At 68.8% G+C, this 25,126-nt stretch carries 13 protein-coding genes; 8 read left to right on the top strand and 5 right to left on the bottom strand.

Features of this window, described 5'->3' with window-relative positions; translation table 11 throughout:
* The first annotated feature begins 31 nt into the window (after positions 1-31).
* From BST17_RS06030 to BST17_RS29200, 5 genes are all read left to right on the top strand, one after another.
* Positions 32-325, top strand: coding sequence for an Rv0250c family protein (locus BST17_RS06030; RefSeq protein ID WP_019511717.1), 294 nt, complete (start codon positions 32-34; stop codon positions 323-325).
* Between the two features lie 47 nt (positions 326-372).
* Positions 373-1,194: a succinate dehydrogenase subunit SdhC gene (locus BST17_RS06025; protein ID WP_083056169.1), complete on the top strand. Its 822-nt coding sequence runs from the start codon at positions 373-375 to the stop codon at positions 1,192-1,194.
* A 31-nt stretch (positions 1,195-1,225) separates the two neighbouring features.
* Positions 1,226-3,157, top strand: coding sequence for a fumarate reductase/succinate dehydrogenase flavoprotein subunit (locus BST17_RS06020; protein WP_083056168.1), 1,932 nt, complete (start codon positions 1,226-1,228; stop codon positions 3,155-3,157).
* 2 nt (positions 3,158-3,159) lie between these two features.
* Complete coding sequence (locus tag BST17_RS06015) at positions 3,160-3,909, top strand: succinate dehydrogenase/fumarate reductase iron-sulfur subunit (protein WP_083056166.1); 750 nt, start codon at positions 3,160-3,162, stop codon at positions 3,907-3,909.
* 349 nt (positions 3,910-4,258) lie between these two features.
* Positions 4,259-4,420: a hypothetical protein gene (locus BST17_RS29200; RefSeq protein WP_165762222.1), complete on the top strand. Its 162-nt coding sequence runs from the start codon at positions 4,259-4,261 to the stop codon at positions 4,418-4,420.
* Here BST17_RS29200 and BST17_RS06010 read toward each other — a convergent pair.
* Positions 4,417-4,899 (bottom strand): flavin reductase family protein, encoded by a 483-nt coding sequence (locus tag BST17_RS06010; RefSeq protein WP_083056165.1) that lies wholly within the window; start codon positions 4,897-4,899, stop codon positions 4,417-4,419. The two genes, BST17_RS29200 and BST17_RS06010, sit on opposite strands and share 4 nt — an antisense overlap.
* Positions 4,900-4,912: 13 nt before the next feature.
* Complete coding sequence (locus BST17_RS06005; RefSeq protein WP_407937735.1) at positions 4,913-5,884, bottom strand: isopenicillin N synthase family dioxygenase; 972 nt, start codon at positions 5,882-5,884, stop codon at positions 4,913-4,915.
* A gap of 81 nt (positions 5,885-5,965) precedes the next feature.
* On the opposite strand from BST17_RS06005, the gene BST17_RS06000 reads away from it, so the two are divergent.
* Positions 5,966-7,672 (top strand): AMP-binding protein, encoded by a 1,707-nt coding sequence (locus tag BST17_RS06000; protein ID WP_083056163.1) that lies wholly within the window; start codon positions 5,966-5,968, stop codon positions 7,670-7,672.
* A gap of 9 nt (positions 7,673-7,681) precedes the next feature.
* A complete protein-coding gene (locus tag BST17_RS05995; protein WP_083056162.1) occupies positions 7,682-8,317 on the top strand; it encodes a GAP family protein in 636 nt (211 codons plus the stop codon).
* Here the strand turns inward: BST17_RS05995 and pe are convergent, their stop codons facing one another.
* From pe to BST17_RS05980, 3 genes are read right to left on the bottom strand one after another with little or no spacing between them, the layout of a single operon-like run.
* A complete protein-coding gene (gene pe, locus BST17_RS05990) occupies positions 8,318-9,460 on the bottom strand; it encodes an acyltransferase PE (protein ID WP_083056567.1) in 1,143 nt (380 codons plus the stop codon).
* On the bottom strand, positions 9,457-12,432 hold the full coding sequence (locus BST17_RS05985) for an MMPL/RND family transporter (protein WP_083056160.1): 2,976 nt from the start codon (positions 12,430-12,432) through the stop codon (positions 9,457-9,459). Before BST17_RS05985 ends, pe begins: the two co-directional genes overlap by 4 nt.
* Positions 12,433-12,473: 41 nt before the next feature.
* The gene (locus BST17_RS05980; RefSeq protein ID WP_083056159.1) at positions 12,474-13,895 is read right to left on the bottom strand and encodes a condensation domain-containing protein; all 1,422 of its coding nucleotides are present in this window, start codon (positions 13,893-13,895) and stop codon (positions 12,474-12,476) included.
* 303 nt (positions 13,896-14,198) lie between these two features.
* On the opposite strand from BST17_RS05980, the gene BST17_RS05975 reads away from it, so the two are divergent.
* On the top strand, positions 14,199-25,091 hold the full coding sequence (locus tag BST17_RS05975; protein ID WP_083056565.1) for a type I polyketide synthase: 10,893 nt from the start codon (positions 14,199-14,201) through the stop codon (positions 25,089-25,091).
* The last annotated feature ends 35 nt before the right edge of the window (positions 25,092-25,126 follow it).

Genomic DNA, 25,126 nt, shown 5'->3' with positions numbered 1-25,126 from the left:
CTTGACACCCTTCAGCCCAAGGAGGTCACCCTTGTCCACCACGACTGAGCTTGCCGAACTGCACGAACTCATCGGCAACCTTCGCCGCTGCGTCACATCGCTGCGCGCGCGCTACGGCGACGCCCCTGCGATGCGCCGCATCGTGAACGACGCCGAACGCATGCTCAACGATATCGACCGGTTGGACATCGATGCCGCGGAACTGGAGATGCGTGGAGCACCAGCGCACCCCCGCGCCGCCGAGAAGATCACCATCCCCGATCACGACTACTCCAGGGATTTCTGGAGCGGTGTCGATGACGAGGGTCTCGGCGGCAGCCGCTAGACCGCAGGGGTGAAGAGCCCCGACACAACAGAAGAAGAGGGAACCCAGTGAGCGCTCCGACCTCGAATCCTCAAGGTACCGGCGTCTTCTCACCCACCAGAGCGCGGATCAAGGAGCGCACACTACGTACCGATGCGTGGTGGAAGTCTCCGCTGATCACCGATCTCGGCTTCGCCGCGTTCGTCATCTATGCGACGGTCCGGGCGTTCATGCAGAACAACTACTACGTCGCCGAGTACGGGTATCTGACCCCGTTCTACTCACCGTGCGTCAGTACCGGGTGCGTGCCCGAGGCCAGTCACTTCGGACAGTTCCTGCCCGATGTCTGGTGGCTGCCGTATGCCGCGGTGTCCCTGCCGTTCCTGCTGCTGTTCCGGCTGACCTGCTACTACTACCGCGGCGCCTACTACCGGTCGGTCTGGCAGTCGCCGACGGCCTGCGCGGTGGCCGAACCGCACGCGAAGTACACCGGTGAGACGCGGTTCCCGCTGATCATCCAGAACACCCACCGGTACTTCTTCTATCTGGCGGTGCTGATCTCGGTGATCAACACCTACGACGCGATCATCGCCTTCCACAAGCCCGACGGCGGGTTCGGCTTCGGCCTGGGCAATCTGATCCTGGTCATCAACGTGGTGCTGTTGTGGACCTACACGGTGTCCTGCCACTCCTGCCGGCACGTCGCGGGCGGGCGTCTCAAGCACTTCTCCAAGCACCCCGTCCGGTACTGGATGTGGACGCAGATCAGCAAGCTGAACACGCGGCACAAGCTGTATGCGTGGATCACCCTGGGCACCCTGATGTTCACCGACTTCTATGTCATGTCTCTGGCTGCGGGCTGGTTCCCCGACCTGAGATTTGTTGGCTGACAACTCAATTACGGATTAGTGAGGTTTTTGCATGACTGACCTGGAACGGCACACCTACGACGTCGTCGTGATCGGTGCCGGCGGGGCGGGACTACGCGCGGTGATCGAGGCCCGCGAACGCGGTCTGCGTGTGGCGGTGGTGACGAAATCGCTGTTCGGCAAGGCGCACACCGTGATGGCCGAGGGCGGCTGCGCCGCGGCTATGCGCAACGTCAACACCAAGGACTCCTGGCAGGTGCACTTCGGTGACACCATGCGCGGCGGCAAGTTCCTGAACAACTGGCGGATGGCCGAACTGCACGCCCAGGAGGCCCCGGACCGGGTCTGGGAGCTGGAAACCTATGGGGCGCTGTTCGACCGCACCAAGGACGGCAAGATCAGCCAGCGCAACTTCGGCGGCCACACCTATCCCCGGCTGGCCCACGTCGGTGACCGCACCGGCCTGGAGATCATCCGCACCCTGCAGCAGAAGATCGTCAGCCTGCAGCAGGAGGACAAGCGCGAACTGGGCGACTACGACGCCCGTATCCGGGTCTTCCACGAGTGTTCGATCACCGAGATCATCAAGGACGGCGACCGGGTGGCCGGCGCGTTCGGCTATTACCGCGAGACCGGGAAGTTCGTGCTGTTCGAGGCGCCCGCGATCGTGCTGGCCACCGGCGGTATCGGCAAGAGCTTCAAGGTGTCGTCGAACTCCTGGGAGTACACCGGTGACGGCCATGCCCTCGCGCTGCGTGCCGGCTCGGGCCTGATCAACATGGAGTTCATCCAGTTCCACCCGACCGGGATGGTCTGGCCGCTGTCGGTGAAGGGCATCCTGGTCACCGAGGGTGTGCGCGGTGACGGCGGAGTGCTGAAGAACTCCGAGGGCAAGCGCTTCATGTTCGACTACATCCCCGACGTGTTCAAGGGTCAGTACGCCGAGACCGAAGAGGAAGCCGACCAGTGGCTCAAGGACAACGACTCCGCGCGTCGCACCCCTGATCTGCTCCCCCGCGACGAGGTGGCCCGTGCGATCAACGAAGAGGTGAAGGCGGGCCGCGGCACCCCGCACGGCGGGGTGTACCTGGACATCGCCTCACGCATGCCGGCCGAAGAGATCAAGCGCCGGCTGCCGTCGATGTACCACCAGTTCATCGAGCTCGCCGAGGTCGACATCACCAAGGACGAGATGGAGGTCGGCCCGACCTGTCACTACGTGATGGGTGGTATCGAGGTCGACCCGGACAGCGGCGGCGCCGCCACGCCCGGTCTGTTCGCCGCCGGCGAGTGCTCGGGCGGCATGCACGGCTCCAACCGCCTGGGCGGCAACTCGCTGTCGGACCTGCTGGTGTTCGGCCGGCGCGCCGGACTCGGTGCTGCCGACTACGTGCGGGCGTTGTCCGCCGACACCCGGCCGGCGGTGTCCGAGGACGCGCTCAACCGGGCGGCCGAGCTGGCGCTGGATCCGTTCGAGCCCAAGGCGAACCCGGAGAACCCGTACACCCTGCACGCCGAGCTGCAGGAGTCGATGAACGACCTGGCCGGCATCATCCGCAAGGAGGGTGAGCTCCAGGAGGCACTGGGCAAGATCGACGAGCTGAAGAAGCGCTACGCCAATGTCGTCGTGGAGGGCGGCCGCATCTTCAACCCCGGCTGGCACCTGGCCATCGACCTGCGCAACATGCTGCTGGTCAGTGAGTGCGTCGCCAAGGCCGCACTGCAGCGCACCGAGAGCCGCGGCGGCCACACCCGCGACGATCATCCGCAGATGGACCGCACCTGGCGCAACAAGCTGCTGGTCTGCAAGACGGTCGACGGCGCCGGCGACAAGCCAGGTGACCCGGTGGTCCCGGACGTCATCGTCACCCCCGAGGAACAACCGGTGATGCGGCCCGACCTGCTGGCCACCTTCGAACTGTCCGAGCTCGAGAAGTACTACACCGATGACCAACTGGCCGAACACCCGGACCGGAAGGGCTGATCATGGCTGCTTACAACGCAAAGCTACGGGTATGGCGGGGCGACGAGTCCGGCGGTGACCTGCAGGACTACACCGTCGAGGTGAACGACGGCGAGGTGGTGCTCGACATCGTGCACCGGTTGCAGGCCACCCAGGCCGGCGATCTGGCCGTGCGGTGGAACTGCAAGGCCGGTAAGTGCGGGTCGTGCTCGGCGGAGATCAACGGCCGTCCGCGGCTGATGTGCATGACGCGTATGTCGACCTTCGACGAGAACGAGACCGTCACCATCACCCCGCTGCGGACCTTCCCGGTGATGCGCGACCTGGTGACCGACGTGTCGTTCAACTACGAGAAGGCGCGCCAGATCCCGTCGTTCACCCCGCCCAAGGATCTGCAGCCCGGCGAGTACCGGATGCAGCAGGAGGATGTGAACCGCAGCCAGGAGTTCCGCAAGTGCATCGAGTGCTTCCTGTGCCAGAACGTCTGCCACGTGGTGCGTGACCACGAGGAGAACAAGGAGAACTTCGCCGGCCCGCGCTTCCACATGCGGATCGCCGAGCTCGACATGCATCCGCTGGACACCGTCGACCGCCAGGAGATGGCGCAGGACGAGTTCGGGTTGGGCCTGTGCAACATCACCAAGTGCTGCACCGAGGTCTGCCCCGAGCACATCAAGATCACCGACAATGCGCTGATCCCGATGAAGGAACGCGTGGCAGACCGCAAGTACGACCCGATCGTCTGGCTGGGCAACAAGCTCTTCCGGCGATAGCCGGAACATCAGCACGGTCGGCGATAGCTCGCCGTTGACTCTGCGCGCACGGCGCAAAAGTACGAGTGACCCGCACCCTGGGCGCAGAGTCAACGCATACCCCCGCGCCGAGCGTGCACTCAGACCGAGTTTTCGGCCCATTTCGCGATCTCAATGCACCGTCGCGGTGACGCCACGGGCCATTCTCGTTGACTCTGCGCGCACGGCGGGAAAGTATGAGTGACCCGCACCCTGGGCGCAGAGTCAACACCGAGGAGTCGACAGGCGCGATCCCTGGGCGGCGCGCGATATCGGGCGTACGGTTGGGGAAGCGACCACGAACGACCGATCAGCGATCAGAGGCTCAGCCATGTCACACCGAGAAACGATCAGCGTCAACGATATTCGCACGGCCATCCGCGAGCTCACGGTCCGCGCGCAGCTTGCCCGCAAGGAGGGCCGCACCGGTGACGCCGCCGAACTCGACCAGCGGATCAGCGGGTACCGCGAACAGCTGGCCGCCCGGCCCTAGCCGCCGAGTTTGCGGAAGGTGCTGCGGTGGAACACGATCGGCGGCACATCGTGCACGACGATCTCACTGACCTGTAGCACCACGATGGTGTGATCCCCGGCCGGGACCTCCTGGGTGATCGTGCTCTCCAGCCACACGCTGGTGCCGTGCACGAACACCGCGCCGCTCTCGCGCGACTGGGTCTCCAGCCCGGCGAACCGGTCACCGGTCTTGGCGGCCAGCGTGCGCGCCGCGGCGTCATGCGACTCGCCGAGCACGCTGATGCCCAACGATGGCAGGTTCTTCAGCTTCGGCCAGGTCTCCGAGGAGTTCTGCACGCAGAACGACACCAGCGGCGGGTCCAGTGACACCGGCACGAACGTGCTGGCCGCCAGACCGACCCGCACGCCGTCGACCTCGGCGGCGATGGCGATGACTCCGGTCGGGAAATGCCCGAACGCCTCGCGCAGTGAGGCCGGGCTCAGTTCTGTGTCGCTCATAACACTTCCATCTTCACATGTAACGGTGCGCGGCGGCGACGTCGGGGTGCGCCCGTAGTCGACTCTTCCAGGCATTGCGGCCGTATACCGCATATATCCGGTCGTGTGCGGTGTCGTCGGTGACACCGCGGGCGCGGGCGGCCAGGTCCGCAGGCAACTGCAGCACCGGGATCGTCGCGTCCAGTCTGGGGTTGAAGAAGTACGCCACCGACAGGCGTTCTTCATCGTAGATCCGCACCCGGTGCTCGGTGGCCCGCAGGTAACCGCCACTGGCGATCTCCAGCATCTCCCCGATGTTGACGATCAGCGCCCCGGGCAGCGGATCCACCTCCCGGAACTGCTCACCGACGCGCACCTGCAGTCCCCGGCTGCCCGGTTCGGCCAGCAACAACGTCAACACCCCGGCATCGCGGTGCGCACCGACGCCCTGGTCGGTGTCGGCGCGGCCCGGATAGCGGATGACCTTGATCAGGGTGGCCGGGGTGTCGGCGAACGCGGCGTCGAACACGTCGTCCGGGTTACCCAGCGACGCGGCCCAGTGCCCCAGCAGGGTGCGCCCGACGCCGGCCAGCGCGGCATCCCACTCGGCGACGACAGCCGGCAACTCGGGCAACCCGGCCGGCCACTGGTTGGGGCCCTGTAATCGCAGGTAGGGCTCGGCCGGGTCGGTCAGCGGCAGCCGTTCCGGGCCGATGTCGATCTGCTCGCGCCAGTCGACCGTGCCCCCGGTCAACTCACCACCGAGCCGGGTGTACCCGCGAAAGTGCGGGCTGTTGACCATGGCGATGGCGTCCTTGTCGGCCTGCGGCAGGGCGAACAACCGCCGGGCCGCGGACAGCAACCGGGAGATGAGGTCCTCGGGGACCCCGTGCCCGGTCAGATAGAAGAAGCCGACCTCGTGTGCGACCTGCCGGAGCCGGCGACGCAGTGCCTCCGGTTCTGCACCGAGATCGACGACCGGCAACGCGGTCTGCACAGACACCACGTCCCCCATCCTGACCCGGATATCCGTCGGGTGCCATGGTCACGCTCAGCCTGAACGCAACCTTTGAGTAGCCTGACCCCCATGCCCAACGCGTCCATCCTGACCGTGCTGCGGGACCGCGCTGGTGACACCCCCGACGGCCTCGCCTTCACCTTCACCGATTACGACCGCGATCCCGAGGGCGTGGTCGAGACGTTGACCTGGGGTCAGCTGTACCGGCGCACGCTCAACCTGGCCGACGAGATCAGCCAGCACGGCGCGCCCGGGGAACGGGCGCTGATCATCGCGCCGCAGGGATTGCCCTACATCGTCGCGTTCCTGGGCGCCATGCAGGCCGGGTTCATCGCCGTCCCGCTCTCGGCCCCGGTGCCCGGCTCGCACGACGAGCGCACCAGCGCCGTCGTCGCCGACACCTCCCCCGCCGTGGTGCTGACGACCGCGGCACTGTTCGACGTCGCCACCGGGTACGTCGACGACGGCGCGGCGATGACCGCTGTGGTCTCCGTGGACACGCTGGACCTCGACGGGCGGGAACCCACGGCGACCGACATCAGCGATGGCCCGGACATCGCCTATCTGCAGTACACCTCGGGCTCCACGCGGGCGCCGGCGGGCGTCATGATCAGCCACCGCAACCTGATCGCCAACTTCGACCAGCTGATGCCGGACTATCTGATGCAGCACGGCGGCGCCTTCCCGCCCGGGGGCGCCCTGGTCTCCTGGTTGCCCTTCTACCACGACATGGGTCTGATGCTGGGCGTGGCCGCGCCCATCCTGGCCGGGGTCGAGGCGGACCTGATGAGCCCGATCGCCTTCCTGACCCGCCCGGCGCGCTGGTTGCGGGCGATGGCCCGGCACCGGGTGGTGGTGTCCGGTGGCCCGAACTTCGCGTTGGACCTCGCCGCCCGGCGCACCACCGACGAGGAGCTCGCCGGTCTGGACCTCAGCGTCGTCGACAGCATCATCTGCGGCGCCGAGCGGGTTCAGCCGCCGACGGTCACCCGGTTCCTGGAGCGGTTCGCCCCGTTCGGTTTTGCGCCGGAGGCGCTCATGCCGTCCTATGGGCTGGCCGAGGCGACGGTGTTCGTGGCCAGCGGCGGCAAGGGGCGGGTTCCCGAGGTCATCGAGTTCGACGTCGACGAGTTGGCCCGCGGCGCGGCCGTGCGCCGGCCCGGTGGAACACCACTCATCCGGTACGGCGTCGCGGTGTCACCATCGCTGTTGATCGTCGACGCCGACACGGGCCGCCCCTGCCCGGAGGGCACCGTCGGGGAGATCTGGACGCACGGCGACAACGTCTCCGCCGGCTACTGGCGTAAACCCGACCTGACCGGAACCGGTTTCGGGGCAACGCTGGTCGACGGACCGCCGGATCTGCCGGCGACCGACTGGCTGCGCACCGGCGACCGCGGATTCATCTCCGAGGGCGACCTGTTCATCGTCGGGCGCATCAAGGACATGCTGATCGTGCGTGGCCGTAACCACTACTCGGAGGACATCGAAGAGACGGTCCGCGGTCTCACCCGCGGGCGGGTGGCGGCCATCGCGGTCGCCGACGACCAGTCCGAGCAACTGGTCACGGTCGTCGAACTCAAGAACCGCGATCAGCCGTTCGACGAGCTCAAAACCGAGGTGACCGCGGCGATTTCGCGTTCCCACGGCGTCCAGGTGGCCGATATCGTGCTGGTGGACCCGGGCTCGATCCCGACGACCACCAGCGGCAAGATCCGCCGATCGGCCTGCGTGGAACAGTACCGGCAGGGACAGTTCGTCCGGCTGGACGCGTAGCCCCACCCGATGTGGATCACCCTCCTGGTCATGGCTGTCGCCGTCAGCCTGGAGCCGTTCCGCATCGGGATGTCGGTGGTGATGCTCAATCGCCCACGGCCACAACTGCAGTTGGCCGCCTTCCTGACCGGCGGCTTCCTGATGGGGCTGGCCGTCGGGGCGGTGGTCCTGCTGGTACTGCAATCCCAGCTACCGGATTCGACCCGGTTCACGCTACCCAGGGTGCAGATCGTGATCGGCGGGTGTGCGCTGCTGGCGGCCGCCGTCATCGCCGTAACCAAGGGTAAGCCGCGCACCGTCCCGGACTGGGTGCGCAAACTGCTCGACGGCCAATCACTCTGGGTCGCAGGGATTGCCGGGTTGGGCATCGCGCTGCCGTCGGTGGACTACCTGGCCGCGCTGGCGGTCATCGGGGCTGCCGACGTCAGCTCCGGCACCCGGTTGACCGCCCTGCTGGTGTTCAACGTGGTGGCCTTCGCCCTGGTCGAGATCCCGCTGATCGCCTACCTGTTGGCCCCCGAGCGCACCCGCGCCACACTGACCGGTTTCAACGACTGGCTGCGGGCGCAGGGCAGACGTGCGGTGGCGGCGCTGATCGCGATGGTCGGCGTGGTGTTGCTGGCGGTGGGGTTCGCGAGCCTGTAGCTAGGGCTTGGGCGGCGGCTGGTTGTTCAGCACGAACTGCAGCCCGGCCATCAACTGCGACACCGGATCTGCGCCACCGCCGAATGCGGCCTGGGTGGCCGGGGCGGTGACCTCGGCCGGATCGTAGCCGTTGACCGGGTCGACGGTGATGGGCGCGGTCAGCGGGTTGTCGTTACGGGTGTAGCCGGCATCGACGTAGGGCTGCAGCACCCGGTCGAGTTCGGTCAGCGTCTTCTGATCCACACCGAGGTACTTGAACGGCAGCACCAGCGGCAGGTGCTCCTCGGGGATCATGTACGTCGTGGTCTTGGCGCCGCGGGAGTTGACAGTGGTCCGGATGTTCTGCGGCGGAACCATACTCGGATTGGTGAACGCGACGGCGGTGTGCCCGGTGGCCAGACCGACGATGGCGTTGGCCACCGAGATCCAATTGTCCGACCGCTGCGGCCAGTCGGCGATGCTGTCGTAGGCCGAGACGAACAGGTGGGTGTCGTACTGGCTCTCCACCTCGGGCGGCATCCGGTAGTCCAGCGACGGGACGACGCTGCCGACCGGGAAGTTCTGACTCAGGAAGCTCTCACCGAAGGCGTGCTTGCCGACCGGGTTGCCGTAGGTGGCAAAAGCCAGTTGATCCGGTGGCGGCGCCGTCGGATCGTTGGCCAGCCGGATCTTGACATCGTCGAGCACCGAAGCGCCCTCGGACAGCCCGACGGCCATGCCGGGCCCGCCGGCGCGGATGGCGGCCAACAGGTTCGGGCCGCCGACGTCGATGGACTCGCCGTAGCTGGGACCGTCGATCCCGAGGCCGGGGAACTGATCGTCGAGACGGCCGATACCGGGGAACAGCCGCTCCAGGGTGTGGCCCTGGACCTGGCCGGCCGGGTAGTCGACGATCTGACGGTTGAGGTCGGGGAACCACTCGGCGCCGGTGCGCATGATGTATTCGTCGTACGGGATGCCGAGCACGTGCGCGCCGCCGAGTGCGTAGCCGCGGCCCTCGATGGTGCGGGCATGACCCGGGCCGGCCGGACCGGGCACCGCGGGGCCCGGTGGCGGCTCGTCGGCGGTGGCGATCCCGATACCGAGCGGACCGGTGGCGCCGATCGTCATGAGCGCGGTAGCCGCCGCGAGTAGCTTCTTCATGCCGTACTGCTCCCTCGCGCCGTGGGTCGAGATGGCCACCAGTTCGCCTTACCGACCAACGTGGCCATGGCGGGCACGGTGACGGTTCGGACCAGGAAGGTGTCGAGCAGGATGCCGATGCCGATGACGAACCCGCCCTGCACCACAGTACCGATGCTGGAGAACAACAGGCCCCACATCGAGGCGGCGAAGATCAGGCCGGCCGCGGTGATGACACCGCCGGTGGAACTGAGTGTCCGGACGATGCCGAAACGCCCGAGCGGCGCCTCGTCCCGCATTCGGGAGACCAACAGCAGGTTGTAGTCGGCACCGACGGCGACCAGCACCACGAAGGCCAGCGGCGGGACCGTCCAGTGCAGCTGCTGATCGAGGATGACCTGGAACAGCAGCACCCCGAGGCCCAGCGCCGCGAAGTACGAAATGACCACGGAGCCAACCAGATACAGCGGCGCGATGATCGCGCGCAGCAGCAGCATCAGGATTGCCAGCACGACGATCACGGTCACGATGACGATGTAGCGGATGTCCTTCTCGTAGTAGTCCCGGGTATCGGCCAGGGCCACCGGATACCCGCCCATCGACACCGAGGCGTCGGCGAGTTCGGTGTTGGGCAGCGCGCCACGGGCGGCGTCCTCGATGGCCTTGACCTGGTCCATCGCGGCCGGGCCGAACGGGTCGAGCTTGGTGAACACCAGATAGCGCGCCGCATGGCCGTCCGGCGAGACGTAGGCCTTGCTGGCCATCTGGAAATCCTGCAGTTGCAGGACCTCGGGCGGGATGTTGAACCCGGCCATGGCCGGCGAGTTGGCGTTCTCGGCCATCGTCAGCAGGAACGCCGCGGCCTGGTCCAGACCGGTGCGCATCACCTGGATCTGATCGACGATCTGGTCCACCCCGTCGGCGACCTGCCGGCTGCCGCTGGCCGAGCGCTCGGCGCCCTGCTGCAGCTGGGCCAGCGTCGCCTCGGCACCGGCCGGGCTGTCCAGGCCCATGGCCTGCATGGCATTGGTCAGCCGGGTGAACGCGGTGCCGACCTGCTGCAACGCCGCGTTGAGCGACTGCCGGTCCTGCAGCGACTCCAGCTGCCCGGCCAGATCCTCGATCTCGGCCAGCGTGCCGTCATTGCGGGCGGCGGCCAGCCGGGACAGGTGGATACGCGTCTGGCTGCACGAGGCGTCCAGATCGCACACCACATTGCCGTGCAGGGCCGCCAGCACCGGGGGCACCCAGGCGAACATGTCCCGGGTCGCCATCAGGTTCACACCCATGGAGTTGCCGAGCCGGTTGATGCTGGCCACCAGCTTGGCCGCCACATCGACGTTCTTGACCAGCTTGTCCCCGCCGTACTGGCCGCGCAGCGCGGCGAACGCATCGACCATCTGCTGCAGGCTGCCGGCGATCTCGGTGACCTGGCCGCGCACATCGGACAGGCCGCCCGCCAGGGTGTTCGCTCCACTGGAAAGCCGGTTCAGATCCTTGGAGCCGTCGCTGATCATCTTGGCGCCGTCGGCCAGCCGGGTCCCGACGATGCCCGCCTGATAGGTGGCCCGGAACTCCGGCGGCACCGAGCCCAGCGGCCGGGTGATACCGCTGACCATCTGGATGTCGGGCATCTGGGCGATCCGCTCGGCGAGCTGCTCCAGGTCGGCCAGCGCCTCCGGGTTGCGCAGGTCCTTGGGGGAACGGATCAGCACATAGGACGGGATGGACTGGTTGATGTCGAAGTGTTCCTCCAGCGCCGCGTACCCCAGCGAGCTGGGCTCCGAGGCGGCGACGGCCTTGCGGTCGTCGTAGTTGAACGTCGCGAAGCCGGCCAGACCGGCCAGCAGGAACAGCACCAGCAGGCTGCCGATCAGATGCGCCCACGGCCGGCGCACGATCCGCGCGCCCGAGCGCCGCCACAGCCGCGAGGTGACCTCCTTGCGGGGTTTGATCCAGCCGCGCGGGCCGATCACGGCGAGCAGGGCGGGCAGCAGGGTCATCGCGGCCAGATACGCCACGAACACACCGACCGCCGACGAGACGCCGACGGTGGAGAAGACACCCATCTGGGCGAAGCTGATCGCCAGGAAGGTGACACCGACCGTCGCCGCCGAGGCGGTGATGACCTTGCCGACCGATCCGAGCGCCTCGCGGACCGCGGTGTGCGAGTCCTCGCCCCTGCGGATGAAGTCGTGGTAGCGGCTGATGAGGAAGACCGCGTAATCGGTGCCCGCGCCGAAGATGATCGCGCTGAGCAGGATCATCGCCTGATTCGAGACACCCAGGCCGGTGAACTCCGAGAGCCCCGCCACCGAGGCCTGCGCGATCACCAGCGACATGCCGATCCCGGCCAGCGGCAGCAGCATGGTGACCGGATTGCGGTAGACGATGAGCAGCACCAGCAGCACCAGCACGGCGATCGCGATCTCGATGGGCAACCGGTCCTTCTCACCGGCGACGGTGAGGTCGGCGACGGTTGCTGCCGGGCCGGCCAGGTGCACCTCGAGTGGGCCACCGGCGGTCGTCCGCTCGATCAGATCGGAGACCTGGTTGAACGACTCGTAGGACTGCGGAGTGCCCAGCGCTCCGGCCAGGCCCACCGGCAACACCCAGGACTTGTCGTCCTTACTGGTCAAAGTCGAACGCAGAGCGGGTGTTCCGATGAACTCCTGCAGCATCACGACGTTGGCCTGGTCATCGCGCAGCGCGTCGACCAGTTTGCGATAGGTCTCCTCGTGCTCGGGGCCCAGGCCGTCCTCGTCGGTCAGCACCACCAGCAACAGGTCATCGGTGCCGGGCTCGGAGAACGCCTCCTCCATCTGGCGGGCTGCGACGCTGGACGGCGCGTCGCCGGGGAGCATGGAGAGCGGGTTGCGCTGCGCCATCTCGTTGAGGCTCGGGACCGCCAGTGGCAGCGCCACCGCCAGTGCCACCCAGAGCCCGATGACGGCCAGCGGCCACCGCACCACAAAATCGGCTAACCGACGCACACGTCCCCCACTACTGCCACTCACCGAACCGGCACACCGGCTTAACCAAAACGACCCCAGTCTCCGGTCTCGGCGACCTGCTCGATCACCGATTTCATCGTCGCGATGTACCGGGTCACCGATTTCTGGGCGACCTCGTTGTCCGGGAACATCACCGCCATCGCCGTGCCCTTGTCGTAGCGGAACACGTAGACGGTCAACTGGTAGGAGAATCGGCCGTCGGAGTAGATGCCGATGTTGTTGGAATATCCCATTTCCGCCGCGGCGAGAACGGCGTTGAGTGGGGCCGCCCCGCCGTGCAGGAAGTTCGACACCGGGAAGTTCGGGCGCGGATTGTCCAGCCACGGGGCCAGTTCCAGCACCCGGTAGTAGGGCACCCGGGCCAGCTCGAGACCGGTGTCGAACGACGTCTGCGCCGACCAGGCCGCCTCGGCGAACGTCGTCGCGGCGATCGGCACGGTCAGCGGCACCAGACCGGTGAACCAGCCCTGGGTCATGAAATTGTCCGAGGTCCGCCGGGTGTCCCGCGGGGTCAGACCGTAATACGTTGCCGCACCGGTCAGCTCGTGCTCGACCATGGCGGTGCACGCGTACAGGCCGCCGACGAAGCGGACCCCCGCGGCGACGCAGGCGGCGTCGAAGCGCGCCGTCTGATCGGCGTCGAGCAGCATCTCCCCGACCATGTCGGCCACCGTCGGCACCGACGCGTCACCCAGCGGCAGCGGGAACTCCGGCATGCTGTTGTTGTTGTTCTCGGCGAACTCGATCCAGGCCTGCACCTCCGGCGAATCGACCGTCAGCTGGTCGGTACGTTCGCGTTCCTGCACGCAGAAGTCGTCGAAGTGGCCTGCCTCGGGCAGCGGCATGGGCTGCCCGGTGGTGGTGAGCGACGTGTACATCCCGTGCGCCTCGAGCATGGTGATGCCGATCAGCGCGGCGTCACCGTGCACGTGGTCGATGCTGGCGTAGAAGTCGAAATGGTCCTCGCTCTGCACGATTCCGAACGAGAAGCAGCCCCACTCCAACGGGGAGGGGATGTCGACGATGTGTTTGCGGGCGTCCTCGGTGGTGATCTCGCCGTGGACGACGGCCTCGAACTCGATATCGGCCGGATCGGCGATGGTGCGCCGCACGATGTCACCGGAACCGTCGTAGGAGAACCAGCTGCGGTAGGTGTCGTGCCTGCGCAGGTAGGAGTTCAGCGCGTGGTTCATCGCCTCGATGTCACAGACGCCGGGAACCTCGCAGGTGGCGATGATCTGCCGGGAGTAGTCCAGGCCCTTGGCGGCCTGTTCGTAGACACCGCGGATGTGCTGACCCTGCATGTAGCTGACCGGGACCGGGCTGACCGGCGCCTGGCGCGCCTTCTCCATGGCCGCGGTGGTCGGATGCCACGACGTCACGACACCTGGGGCCGGCGTCCAATCATCGATCGTCCCGATCGTGATCTTCCCGATGTGCAACCTGGTCCTCCCGGGTCTGGCCGTCGACGGTGGGCACCACGCAACACCGAAGGCGACTTCACGATAGCGGCTGTCGGCACGGGAGGCGCCGCGCTGTCCGGGTGCTCAGCAGCAGTCACGAAACCGCGTGCGATAGCACGGTACATGCAATACTGACCGCCGAGTAAGGTACCGGCCGTGGCTGACGGCCGATGAGCGGACCGTCGCACCTCAACAGGCGTTTTGACATCGCGTGTGGTCCATCTGCGGTGCCGTGAACTCCGATACCGAATGTTCATCAGCTTGAAGCGGGGGAAACACCTGATGACTGCAACCGACCACACCGAACCCACCCGGTTCGCGATCATCGGCTACGCGGCGCGGCTGCCCGGAGCCGCCGACGCCGACGGCTACTGGGACGTGTTGCGCAGCGGCCGGGACGCGGTCAGTCCCATTCCGCAGGACCGCTGGGACATCGAGGAGTTCTTCGACACCGACGCCGCAACCCCGGGCAAGGTCGTCACCCGCCGTGCCGGGTTCGTCGACGACGTGACCGGATTCGACGCACCGTTCTTCGGGGTGTCCGCCCGCGAGGCGCGCCTGATGGACCCACAGCACCGGCTGTTACTGGAGACCTCCTGGCGCGCGGTCGAACATTCGGGTACGGCGCCAACGGCGTTGGCCAACACCAAGACCGGCGTGTTCGTCGGGCTGTCCACCCACGACTATCTGGCCATGGCCTCCTCGGAGCTGACCTATCCCGAGGTCGAGGCCTACCTGGCCATCGGCACCTCCGGCGCCGCGGGCGCCGGCCGGATCAGCTATCGGCTGGGTCTGCACGGACCGGCCGTCACCGTCGACACCGCCTGCAGCTCCTCGCTGGTAGCGATCCACCAGGCCTGCCAGGCCCTGCAGCTCGGCGAATGCGATATGGCCTTGGCCGGTGGCGCGAACGTGCTGCTGAGCCCGGCCACCATGATCACCTTCTCGCAGTCGCGGATGCTCTCCCCCGACGGCCGGTGCAAGACCTTCGACGCCGCCGCCGACGGGTACGTCCGCGGCGAGGGCTGCGGTGTCATCGTGATCAAGCGACTCGAGGACGCACTGCGTGACGGCGACCGGATCCGCGCCGTCATCCGCGGCAGCGCCGTCAACCAGGACGGCGCCTCGGGCGGACTGACCGTGCCCAACGGTGTGGCGCAGCAACGCGTCATCGCCGAGGCCCTCGACCGCGCCGCCGTCACCCCCGGTGACGTCGACTACCTGGAGGCGCACGGCACCGGCACCTCGCTGGGGGACCCGATCGAGGTCCAGGCCGCGGCCGCCGCGCTGGGCAAGGGCCGCGCCGCCGATCAGCCGCTGCTGATCGGGTCGGCCAAGACGAACATCGGCCACCTGGAGGCCGCCGCCGGTATCGCGGGCGTGCTGAAGGTGGTGCTGGCCCTGGAGAACCAGGAACTGCCCAAGCACCTGCACTTCCAGAACCCGTCCCCGCACATCCCATGGGACCGCATCCCGGTACGCGTCGTCGACGAGTCCACCCCGTGGGAACGCGGCGCCCGGCCCCGCATCGCCGGGGTCAGCTCATTCGGCTTCTCCGGTACCAACGCCCACGTCATCCTCGAGGAGGCCCCGCAGCTTGCCCCGGCCCCGGCCGCCGGCACCGACGACCGGCGCTTCATGGTGCTGCCGCTGTCCGCGCGCACCCCGGCCGCCCTGGTGCAGACCGCCGAGGATTACCGCGGCTGGCTGGCCGAGCACCCCGAGGCCACCCTGGCCGACGTCTGCCTGACCGCCGGCGCCGGCCGCGCCCACCTGGAGCACCGGGCCGCCCTGGTGGCCAACTCGCTGGAATCCGCCAAGGATCTGCTCGGCGCCCTCGCCGATGATCGCCCCGCGCCGGGCCTGGTGCGCGGCGACTGCGTCGACGCACCCAAGACCGCCTGGTTGTTCCCCGGCCAGGGCAGCCAGTACGCCGGGATGGCCCGCCAGCTCTTCGAGACCGAGCCGGTATTCGCCGAGACCATGACGCGGTGCGCCGAGGCGCTCGAAATCCCGCTGCTGGACCTCATTTTCGACGCCCCCGAGGGGGACGCCACGATCCGGCAGACCCAGTACGCCCAGCCCGCCATCTTCGCGGTCGAGATGGGCCTGGCTCGGCTGTGGGAGTCCTGGGGCTTCGAACCCGATGTCGTGCTCGGCCACAGCGTGGGCCAGTACTCGGCGGCCTGTGTCGCCGGGGTGTTCAGCATGGCGGACGGCATCCGGTTGCTCGCCGAGCGCGGGCGCCTGTTCGGCGCGCTGCCGGCCGGCGGACGGATGGCGGCCGTGTTCGCCGATCCCGACCGTGTCGAGCGCCTTGCCGATGAGTACCCCAGCCTGTCGGTGGCCGCGTACAACGGTGCCAACACCGTGCTCTCGGGTCCCGGAGCGGACCTGGAGCAGGCCATCGCCGGGCTGGCCGCCGACGGGGTGCGCTGCGACTGGCTGGACACCAGCCACGCGTTCCACTCGGCCCTGCTCGACCCGGCCCTGGACGCCTTCGAGAGTTACGCCAACCAGTTCGAATACCGTGCCCCGCAACGCATCCTGGTGTGCAACCGCACCGGAGCGGCGCTGGGCCGCACCGCCAAGCTCGACGGTGCCTATTGGCGCAGGCATGCCCGGCAGCCGGTCGAATTCGCCAAGGGTGTGGCAACACTGGCCGAACTCGGCTGCGCGGTGCTGCTGGAGGTCGGCCCGCAACCGGTGCTGACCGCCGCGGCCATGCGCGCCTGGCCGGATTCGGTCACCGCGCCGCGGGCGATCGCGTCCATGCGCCAGAACGGCGCCGATCACCGCCAGATCATGGAGGCGCTGGCCAACGCCTACGTGGCCGGGCACGTGCCCGATTTCGCGGCCGTGGTGCGCAGGCCGGCGCGCAAGCTCGACCTGCCCACCTACCCGTTCCAGCACCGCCAGTACTGGTTCAAGGACAAGCAGGCCGGCACCGAGAAGAACGGCTGGGGCACCGAGGCCCCGCGCACCGAGGCGGTCCGGCTACTCGAGGACGGCCGCATCGCCGAGCTGGCCGCGCTGCTCGACGGCAAAGAGGCCAGCCCGGCCACCATTGACGCGCTGAACAAGCTTGCAGCGCAACACAACCGGCAGCGTGATGCGCAATCCATCGCCGATGCCCGCTACGAGGTCCGCTGGCAGACCGGCGGCGCCGGCTCCGCGGTCGCGCGCCAGGACGCGTCCTGGCTGCTGGTCAGCGACGATGCCGCGGTCACCGCGCCACTGATCGAGGCACTGACCGCGGCGGGGCACCGGCACCGGGTGCTCGGCCTGCCGGTCTCCGACGCCGACGAACAGCGCCTGGCCGAGCAGCTGCGCGCCGCCGTCGCCGACGAGCCCGACCTGCGCATCCTGCACGTCGCCGCACTGGATTCGCACACCGCACCCTCGATGCAGACGCTGCTGCGAATGCAGCACCGGGTGCTCGACGGCACCCAGCGACTGTTCCGCGCCGCGGCTGCCGCCGATCTGCGGCTGCCGATCTGGACGGTGACCCGGCATGCCCAGCGGGTCACCGAGAACGACCCGGTGTCCCCCGAGCAGACCAGCCTGTGGGGTTTCGGCCGCGCGGCCGCCCTGGAGTACCCGCAGATCTGGGGCGGTCTGGCCGATGTCACCGGTGACGCCCAGGAATGGCCCGAGCTGATCCGGCAGGTCCTCGGCCTGCCCCGCGGCGAGGACCAGATCGCGCTGCGCGGGCGCACCGTGTCGGTGCCACGCCTGGTGCGCCGCACCGGCCAGCCGAATCCCAAGCCGCTCGAATTGCGTTCCGAGGCGACATATCTGGTCACCGGTGGACTGGGTTCACTCGGCCTGGAGATCGCCGCCCACCTGGCCGCCCACGGGGCCCGGCAGCTGGTGCTGACCAGCCGACGCGACCCGAGCGAGGCCGCCGCACAGCGGATCGCCGATATCACCGGCCGGCACGATTGCGCCGTGCGCGTCATCACCGCCGATGTGGCCAACCCGCACGATGTGGCGCATCTGATCGCCACCGTGACCGCCGAAATGCCCCCGCTGGCGGGCATCGTGCACGCGGCCGGTGAGAACAACACCACCCCGCTGAGCAGTCTGGCGGCCGCCGAACTGGACCGGGTGTTCTCCGGAAAGGTCTGGGGCGCCTGGTACCTGAGCGAAGCTGTCGAGGGTCTGCCGCTGGACTTCTTCGTCTCCACCTCGTCCATCTCGTCGGTGTGGGGAAGCTACGGCCAAAGCGCCTACAGCGCGGCCAACGCCTTCCTGGACGGGCTGACCTGGCGACTGCGCGAACGCGGGATCGCCGGCTACAGCGTCAACTTCGGTCCGTGGGCGGCCGGGATGGCCGACCCGGATGCCCGGGCGCAGCTGGACCGCCGCGGGGTGCGCACCCTGCCGCCCGCCGATGCGCTGGCCGGGCTGGCCGACGTGCTGGTCGGCCCTGCCGTGCAGTCCGTTCTGGCCCGCATCGACTGGTCCAAGTTCCTGCCGGTCTACCTGCAGACCGGCGCACGGGCGTTGCTGGCCGAGGTGGCCCGCGAGGTGCCCGATGCGGTGTCGGTGCCGTCGGCCGCAGCGGGGATGACCCCGCTGGTCGAGCAGCTGACCGCCGCGCCGGTGCAGCAGCGCAAGAAGCTGGTGCTGGAGTACCTGCGCAACGCGGTGGCCGAGGTGACCCAGGTCGACGTCGCCGATATCCGCGAGGAGGCCGGGTTCTTCGATCTCGGCATGGACTCGCTGATGGCCGTCGAGCTGCGTCGCCGTCTGGAACGCGCGGTGGGCGCCGAACTTCCGGCGACCTTGGCGATGGATTACCCGCGCCTGAGCGATGTGGCCGAGTACCTGCTCGGTGATGTGCTCAAGCTCAACGAGCGGGCCGGCGCGAAGGCGGCTGTGCAGCATGTCTCGCTGGCCTCGGCGGCCACCGACGAACCGATCGCCGTGATCGCGGTGGCCTGCCGGTTCCCCGGCGCGCCGGATCCCGACGCGTACTGGGAGCTGCTCGCCGGTGGTGTCGATGCGATCCGGGAGATCCCCGAGGACCGGTTCGACGTGGACGAGTTCTACGACCCGGACCAGCAGACGCCCGGCAAGATCTACACCCGCAGTGGCGGATACCTGGACAGCGTCGACGGTTTCGATCCGGAGTTCTTCGGGATCTCACCGCGCGAAGCGGTCTGGATCGACCCGCAGCAGCGGCTGATGCTCGAGATCGCCTGGGAGGGCCTGGAGCGGGCCGGCTACTCGCCGGCGTCGCTGCGCGGCAGTCGAAGCGGCGTCTTCGTCGGCGTCGGCGCCAACGAGTACTCCCACTTGCTCTCGGGGGACTCGGTGGAGAACCTGGAGGCGCACTTCATCACCGGCAACGCGCTGAACGCGATCGCCGGCCGTGTCGCGTTCACCCTCGGCCTGGAGGGGCCGGCGATGGCGGTGGATACCGCGTGCAGCTCCTCGCTGGTCGCGGTGCACCAGGCCGCCCAGGCACTGCACTCCGGTGACTGCGACCTCGCTCTGGCCGGTGGCGTCAACGTGTTGCTCAGCCCGGCCTCGATCGTGGCGGCCTCGCAGGCGCGGATGCTGTCTCCAGACGGCCGGTGCAAGACCTTCGACGCCGCCGCCGACGGCTACGTCCGCAGCGAGGGCTGCGGCGTGCTGGTGCTCAAGCGACTGTCCGACGCGCAGCGCGACGGTGACCGGATCTGTGCGGTGATCCGCAGCAGCGCGGTCAACCAGGACGGCGCCTCCAGCGGGCTCACCGTGCCCAATGGCGGTGCCCAGCAACGCCTCATCACCTCCGCGCTGGACCGTGCCGGTCTGGGCGGCGGCGATGTGGACTACCTGGAGGCACACGGCACGGGCACACCGCTGGGTGATCCGATCGAGGTGCAGGCCGCCGCGGCCGCCTACGGCCGTGGCCGCGAGGCCGGCCGGCCGTTGTTGATCGGCACCGCCAAGACCAACATCGGCCACCTGGAGTCCGCGGCCGGTGTCGCGGGTCTGATCAAGGTCGTGCTCTCGCTGCAGCACGAACTGTTGCCGCAGACCCTGCACCAGAACAACCCGTCCCCGCACATCCCGTGGGACACCTTGCCGGTCAAGGTGGTCGACGCAGCCACCCCGTGGCAGACCAACGGCAGGCCGCGCCGCGCCGGGGTGAGTTCCTTCGGCTTCACCGGTACCAACGCCCACGTGCTGCTCGAGGAGGCGCCGGCCGCCGAGCCCGCCGTCGCGCCCGACACCGAGACGCCGGCCAAGGAAACGCTGAGCGTGCTGCCGTTGTCGGCCCGTTCGGCGGCCGGGCTGACCGCACTGGCGCAGCGCTACGGGTCCTGGCTGGCGGCGCACCCCGATGCCGCGCTCGACGATGTGGCGTTCACCGCGGGAGCGGGGCGGTCGCACTTCGAGCATCGCGCCGCGGTGGTCGCCACCAGCACGGCCGAGGTCAAGATGCTGTTGGAGGACCTGGTCGGCAACCGGCTGCGCCCGGGCGTGGTGCGCGGTGAGTGCACCGATCCGCCGACCACGGCCTGGTTCTTCCCCGGCCAGGGCAGCCAGTACCCGGGGATGGCGCGCGAACTGTTCGACACGGAGCCGGTTTTCGCCGATACCGTGCGGCGCTGCGCGCAGGCGGTGGACGGCATCCTGCCCCGACCGCTGCTGGAGGTGCTGTTCGGGTCCGGCCGCGAAGCCGCCGAGACGTTGAAGCACACCTCATTTGCGCAGCCGGCGATCTTCGCCGTCGAGATGGGGCTCGCCCGGCTCTGGCAGTCCTGGGGCGTGGAACCCGATGTGGTGCTGGGCCACAGCGTCGGCCAGTACGCAGCGGCCTGTGTGGCCGGCGTGCTCAGCCTGGAGGACGGCGCCCGTCTGATCGCCGAGCGCGGGCGGCTGTTCGGCAGCCTGCCCGCCGGTGGCCGGATGGTGGCCGTGTTCGCCGACCCCGAGTACGTCGAGCGGGCCGCCGAGGCGTTTCCCCGGGTGTCCGTGGGCGCCTACAACGGTCGCAACACGGTGCTCTCGGGCCCGGGCGAGGATCTGGAGCAGATCGTCGCCAACTGCAGCCAGGACGGCGCACGCTGCACCTGGCTGGAGACCAGCCACGCCTTCCACTCCGAACTGCTGGATCCGGTGCTCGACGAGTTCGAGTCGTTCGCCGGGCAATTCGAGTACGCGGTGCCGTCGTTGCCGCTGGTCTGCAACCGCACCGGTGCGGTGCTGACCGCCGACACCCCCATCGATGCGCTGTACTGGCGCCGGCATTCGCGACAGCCGGTGCAGTTCACCGAGAGTGTGCGCACGGTGGCCGGGTTGGGTTGCTCGGTGCTGATGGAGATCGGCCCGCAGCCGATCCTCACCGCGGCCGCGCTGCAGTCCTGGCCGGAGTCCGCGGCCACCCCGCGGACCATCGTGTCGCTGCGCAAGGGCGCCAACGCGCAACGCCAGATCGCCGAGGCGTTGGCCACCGCCTACATCAGCGGTCACCGGCCGGACTTCTCCGCCCGGTTCCACACCGCCGCGCATCGGGTCGAATTGCCGACCTACCCGTTCCAGCGCCGTCGATACTGGCCGAAGGCGTCGGCCATCATGAGTTCCGGTGGCACCGCGACGTCCGGCATCCTGGGCACCCCGAAGGATCTGGCCTCCGGGGACACCATCTACAGCAACGTGTTCTCGGTGAAGACCCAGCCCTGGCTGGCCCATCACGTCATCTACGGGACCGTGGTGGTGCCCGGTGCCACCTACGCATCGATGGCGCTGGCCGCGGCCGGTGCCCCGGCGCGGGTGACCGACGTCTACTTCTACGAGCCGATCATCCTGCCGGACAAGGCTGCTCGTGAGGTGCAGCTGACGCTGAGCACCACCGATGACGGGTGGAAGTTCCAGGTGCACTCCCGGCCCTACGGCGTGCGGGAGGCCGAATGGTCGCTCAACGCCGATGGCGCCCTGGTGGCCGGGGTCGACATCGCCGAGCCGGACGAGACCGTGCCTGCGCCGGACGAGGCGATCGAGCACATGAACCGGACCCGGCCGCAGGAGCTGTTCGACATCTTCAACGATCTCGAACTGGCGTGGGGCCCCACATGGTCGACCTCGCTGCGCTCGCTGTGGGTGGGCGAGGGTGAGGCGATCGGCGATGTGTCCGTCGGCGACGAACTCGCCGAGCACCTGGGCAGCGAACCGATCCACCCGGTGCTGCTGGACCTGTGCACGGGTGTCGCGTTCCCGTCGTTCCCGGCCGTGCTGGCCGCCGAACAGGGCATCCACGATCTGTTCCTGCCGCTGCGGTACGGGCAGGTGCAGCTGGCCGAGAAGATGCCCCGGCGCTTCTACTGCCGGGCCCGCTGGCATGAGGGGCCGCTGAACAGCGAAACCCTGGTGTTCGACATCGATTTCACCGATCGTGACGGACGAGTGCTGGGCGGTATCCGCGAGTTCACCGTGAAGCGGGCACCGCGGGAGGCACTGCTGCGCGGGCTGGGCGGCGACTCGACCCGGTTGCTGTACACCCTGGGTTGGCATGAGGGCGCCGCACCGGAGACCACGGCCGAGGACACCGGCGGCACCTGGCTGATCGCCGGCTTCGACGAGTTGGCCGCCGGCCGGCCGGGTGCGGTGACCATCACGGCACCCACCGATCCGCAGGCCTGGCAGCAGGCGTTCGCCGCCGCCACCGAGCGCGGAGCCGCCGTCACCGGGATCGTCTGGCGCAGTGGCACGCACGCCGACGCCGACGAGTCCACCAGCGCGTTGGCGTCCCGGCTGGAGGCCGAGGTCACCGCGCTGCTGGCGGCGACGCAGACCGCGCTGGCCGAGGAGAAGAGCAATCTGGCCGGCGGACTGTGGATCCTCACCGACGGCGCGGTGGCCACCGAGCCCGGAGAACCGGTGGACCCGGTGCAGGCCGCGCTGTGGGGCTTCGGACGCACGCTGATCGCCGAGCAGCCGATGCTGCGGGTCCGCATGATCGACGGCGCCGTGTCCGGAGACACCGGCTGGCTCGCCGGTGCGCTGGGCACGCCCGTGACCGAACCGGAGATGGCGGTGCGCCAGGGCCGGTACCTGGTGCCGCGGCTGTTGCACTGGGCCCGCAACGGCTACCTGCCGATGCCGCGGACCGATGACTTCGTGCTCGCCCCGACCGAGCGCGGCGCCATCGACAACCTGCGCCTGACCGAGAAGGACGTCACCGCACCGGAACCGCACGAGGTGCAGGTCCGGATCGAGGCGGCCGGGTTGAACTTCCGCGACGTGCTCAACGTGCTGGGCCTGTACCCGGGCGACCCGGGTCCGATCGGCGGCGACCTGTGCGGTGTGGTCACCGCCCTCGGTGAGGACGTCACCGACTTCGAGGTCGGCCAGCGGGTGTTCGGCTCCATGCAGGGGGCGTTCTCCAGCCGCCTCAACGTTCCGGCGCAACTGCTGGCGACGGTGCCCGACGGCATCAGTTCGGTGGACGCCGCGACCATTCCGGCCGCGGCGCTGACGGTGCGGTTGGCCTTCGACTGGGCCCAGATCAAGCCGGGTGATCGCGTGCTGATCCACGCGGCCAGCGGCGGCGTGGGCCTGGCGGCGGTGCAGATGGCGCGCCAGCACGGTGCCACGGTGTTCGCCACCGCGAGCACCTACAAGCGGGCGACGCTGCGGGCGATGGGTGTCGAGTATGTCTACGACTCGCGGACAGTCGATTTCGCCGACCAGATCCTCGCCGACACCGACGGCGCCGGAGTGGATGTGGTGCTCAACAGCCTGACCAACGACGGCTTCATCGAGGCGACGGTGCGGGCGACCGCGCTGGGCGGACGGTTCGCCGAGATCGCCAAGCGCGATATCTGGACCGCCGCGCAGATGGCCGCGGTACGTCCGGACATCGACTACGAGATCGTCGCGCTGGACGTGACGATGATGAGCGATCCCGACCACATCCAGCGCCTGATGGTCGAGGTGTCCGACGGGTTGGCCGAGGGTGTGTGGACCCCGGTTCCCGCCGAGGTCTATCCGTTGACCGAGGCCAGGACCGCGTTCCGCCGGATGCAGCAGGCCCGTCACATCGGCAAGATCGTCATCCAGATGCCGAAACCGCTGCAGCCGCACGGTGATCGGAGCTACCTGGTGACCGGTGGTCTGGGCGCGCTGGGTCTGCACACCGCGGCGTATCTGGCCCAGCTGGGGGCCGGCGACATCGTGCTGACCAGTCGGCGCAGCCCCGATGCCGAGACCCAGCAGGCGATCGACACGATCACCGAGCGCTACCACTGCCGGGTGCATGTCTACTCGGCCGACATCGGCGACGAGGCCGAGGTGGCCGGGGTGCTGGAGCGCATCCGCCGGGAGCTGCCGCCGCTGGCCGGGGTGGCCCATCTGGCCGGTGTGCTCGACGATGCGCTGCTGCCGGATCAGAACCTGGACCGCTTCCGGGCGACGTTGGGCCCCAAGGCCTACGGCGCACATCACCTCCACCGGCTGACGGCGGGCGAGGATTTGGACTTCTTCATCCTCTACTCGTCGGCGTCGGCGGTGCTCGGCTCGCCGTCGCAGTCGAACTACGCCACCGCCAACGCGTTGCTCGACGGCCTCGTCGCGCAGCGCCGCGCGGCCGGATTGCCCGCCACTGCGGTCAACTTCGGCCCGTGGGGTCACGGCGGTATGGCCAGTTCGCAGGCGGCGGTGGCCAACCTGAGCGCGCAGGGCATGATGCCGCTGGAGCCGTCGGCCGCGCTGGCTGCCCTCGGCGAGGCGATCCGGCACGGTGTCGGGCAGTCCACGGTGCTCAAGGCGAACTGGCAGCGGACCGCGAAGATGCTCGGCGGTATCCGGCCGCCGCTGCTGGATCAGGTGCTGCCCAGCGGTGATACCGCCGCCGGCGGTGACAGCGAGCTGTTGCGGCAGTTGCAGGAGCTGCCGGTGGCGGCCCGGGCCGGGTTCATCACCGAGTTCCTGCAACGTGAGGTGCAGGGCTTCCTGCGGCTGGCCCAGCCGCCCGCGGCGACGAGCCGGTTCCTGGATCTGGGCACCGACTCGCTGATGGCGGTTGAGCTGCGCAACCGGTTGTTCGGGCAGTTCGGCGGGAAGTTCGACATCAGCCCGACGGCGGTGTTCGACTACCCGACCATCGGCGAACTCGGCGAGCACCTCGTCTCGCAGCTGCCCGACGCCGAGGCGCCGGCAGAGGCGGAGGCCAGCTGAGGTGTGGACGCAGCGGGGTTCGGCTCGGGTGGACC

It is taken from the genome of Mycolicibacterium bacteremicum (assembly GCF_002086115.1).
GTDB classification, from domain to species: domain Bacteria; phylum Actinomycetota; class Actinomycetes; order Mycobacteriales; family Mycobacteriaceae; genus Mycobacterium; species Mycobacterium bacteremicum.
This window is presented reverse-complemented; position numbering and strand designations above follow the sequence as displayed.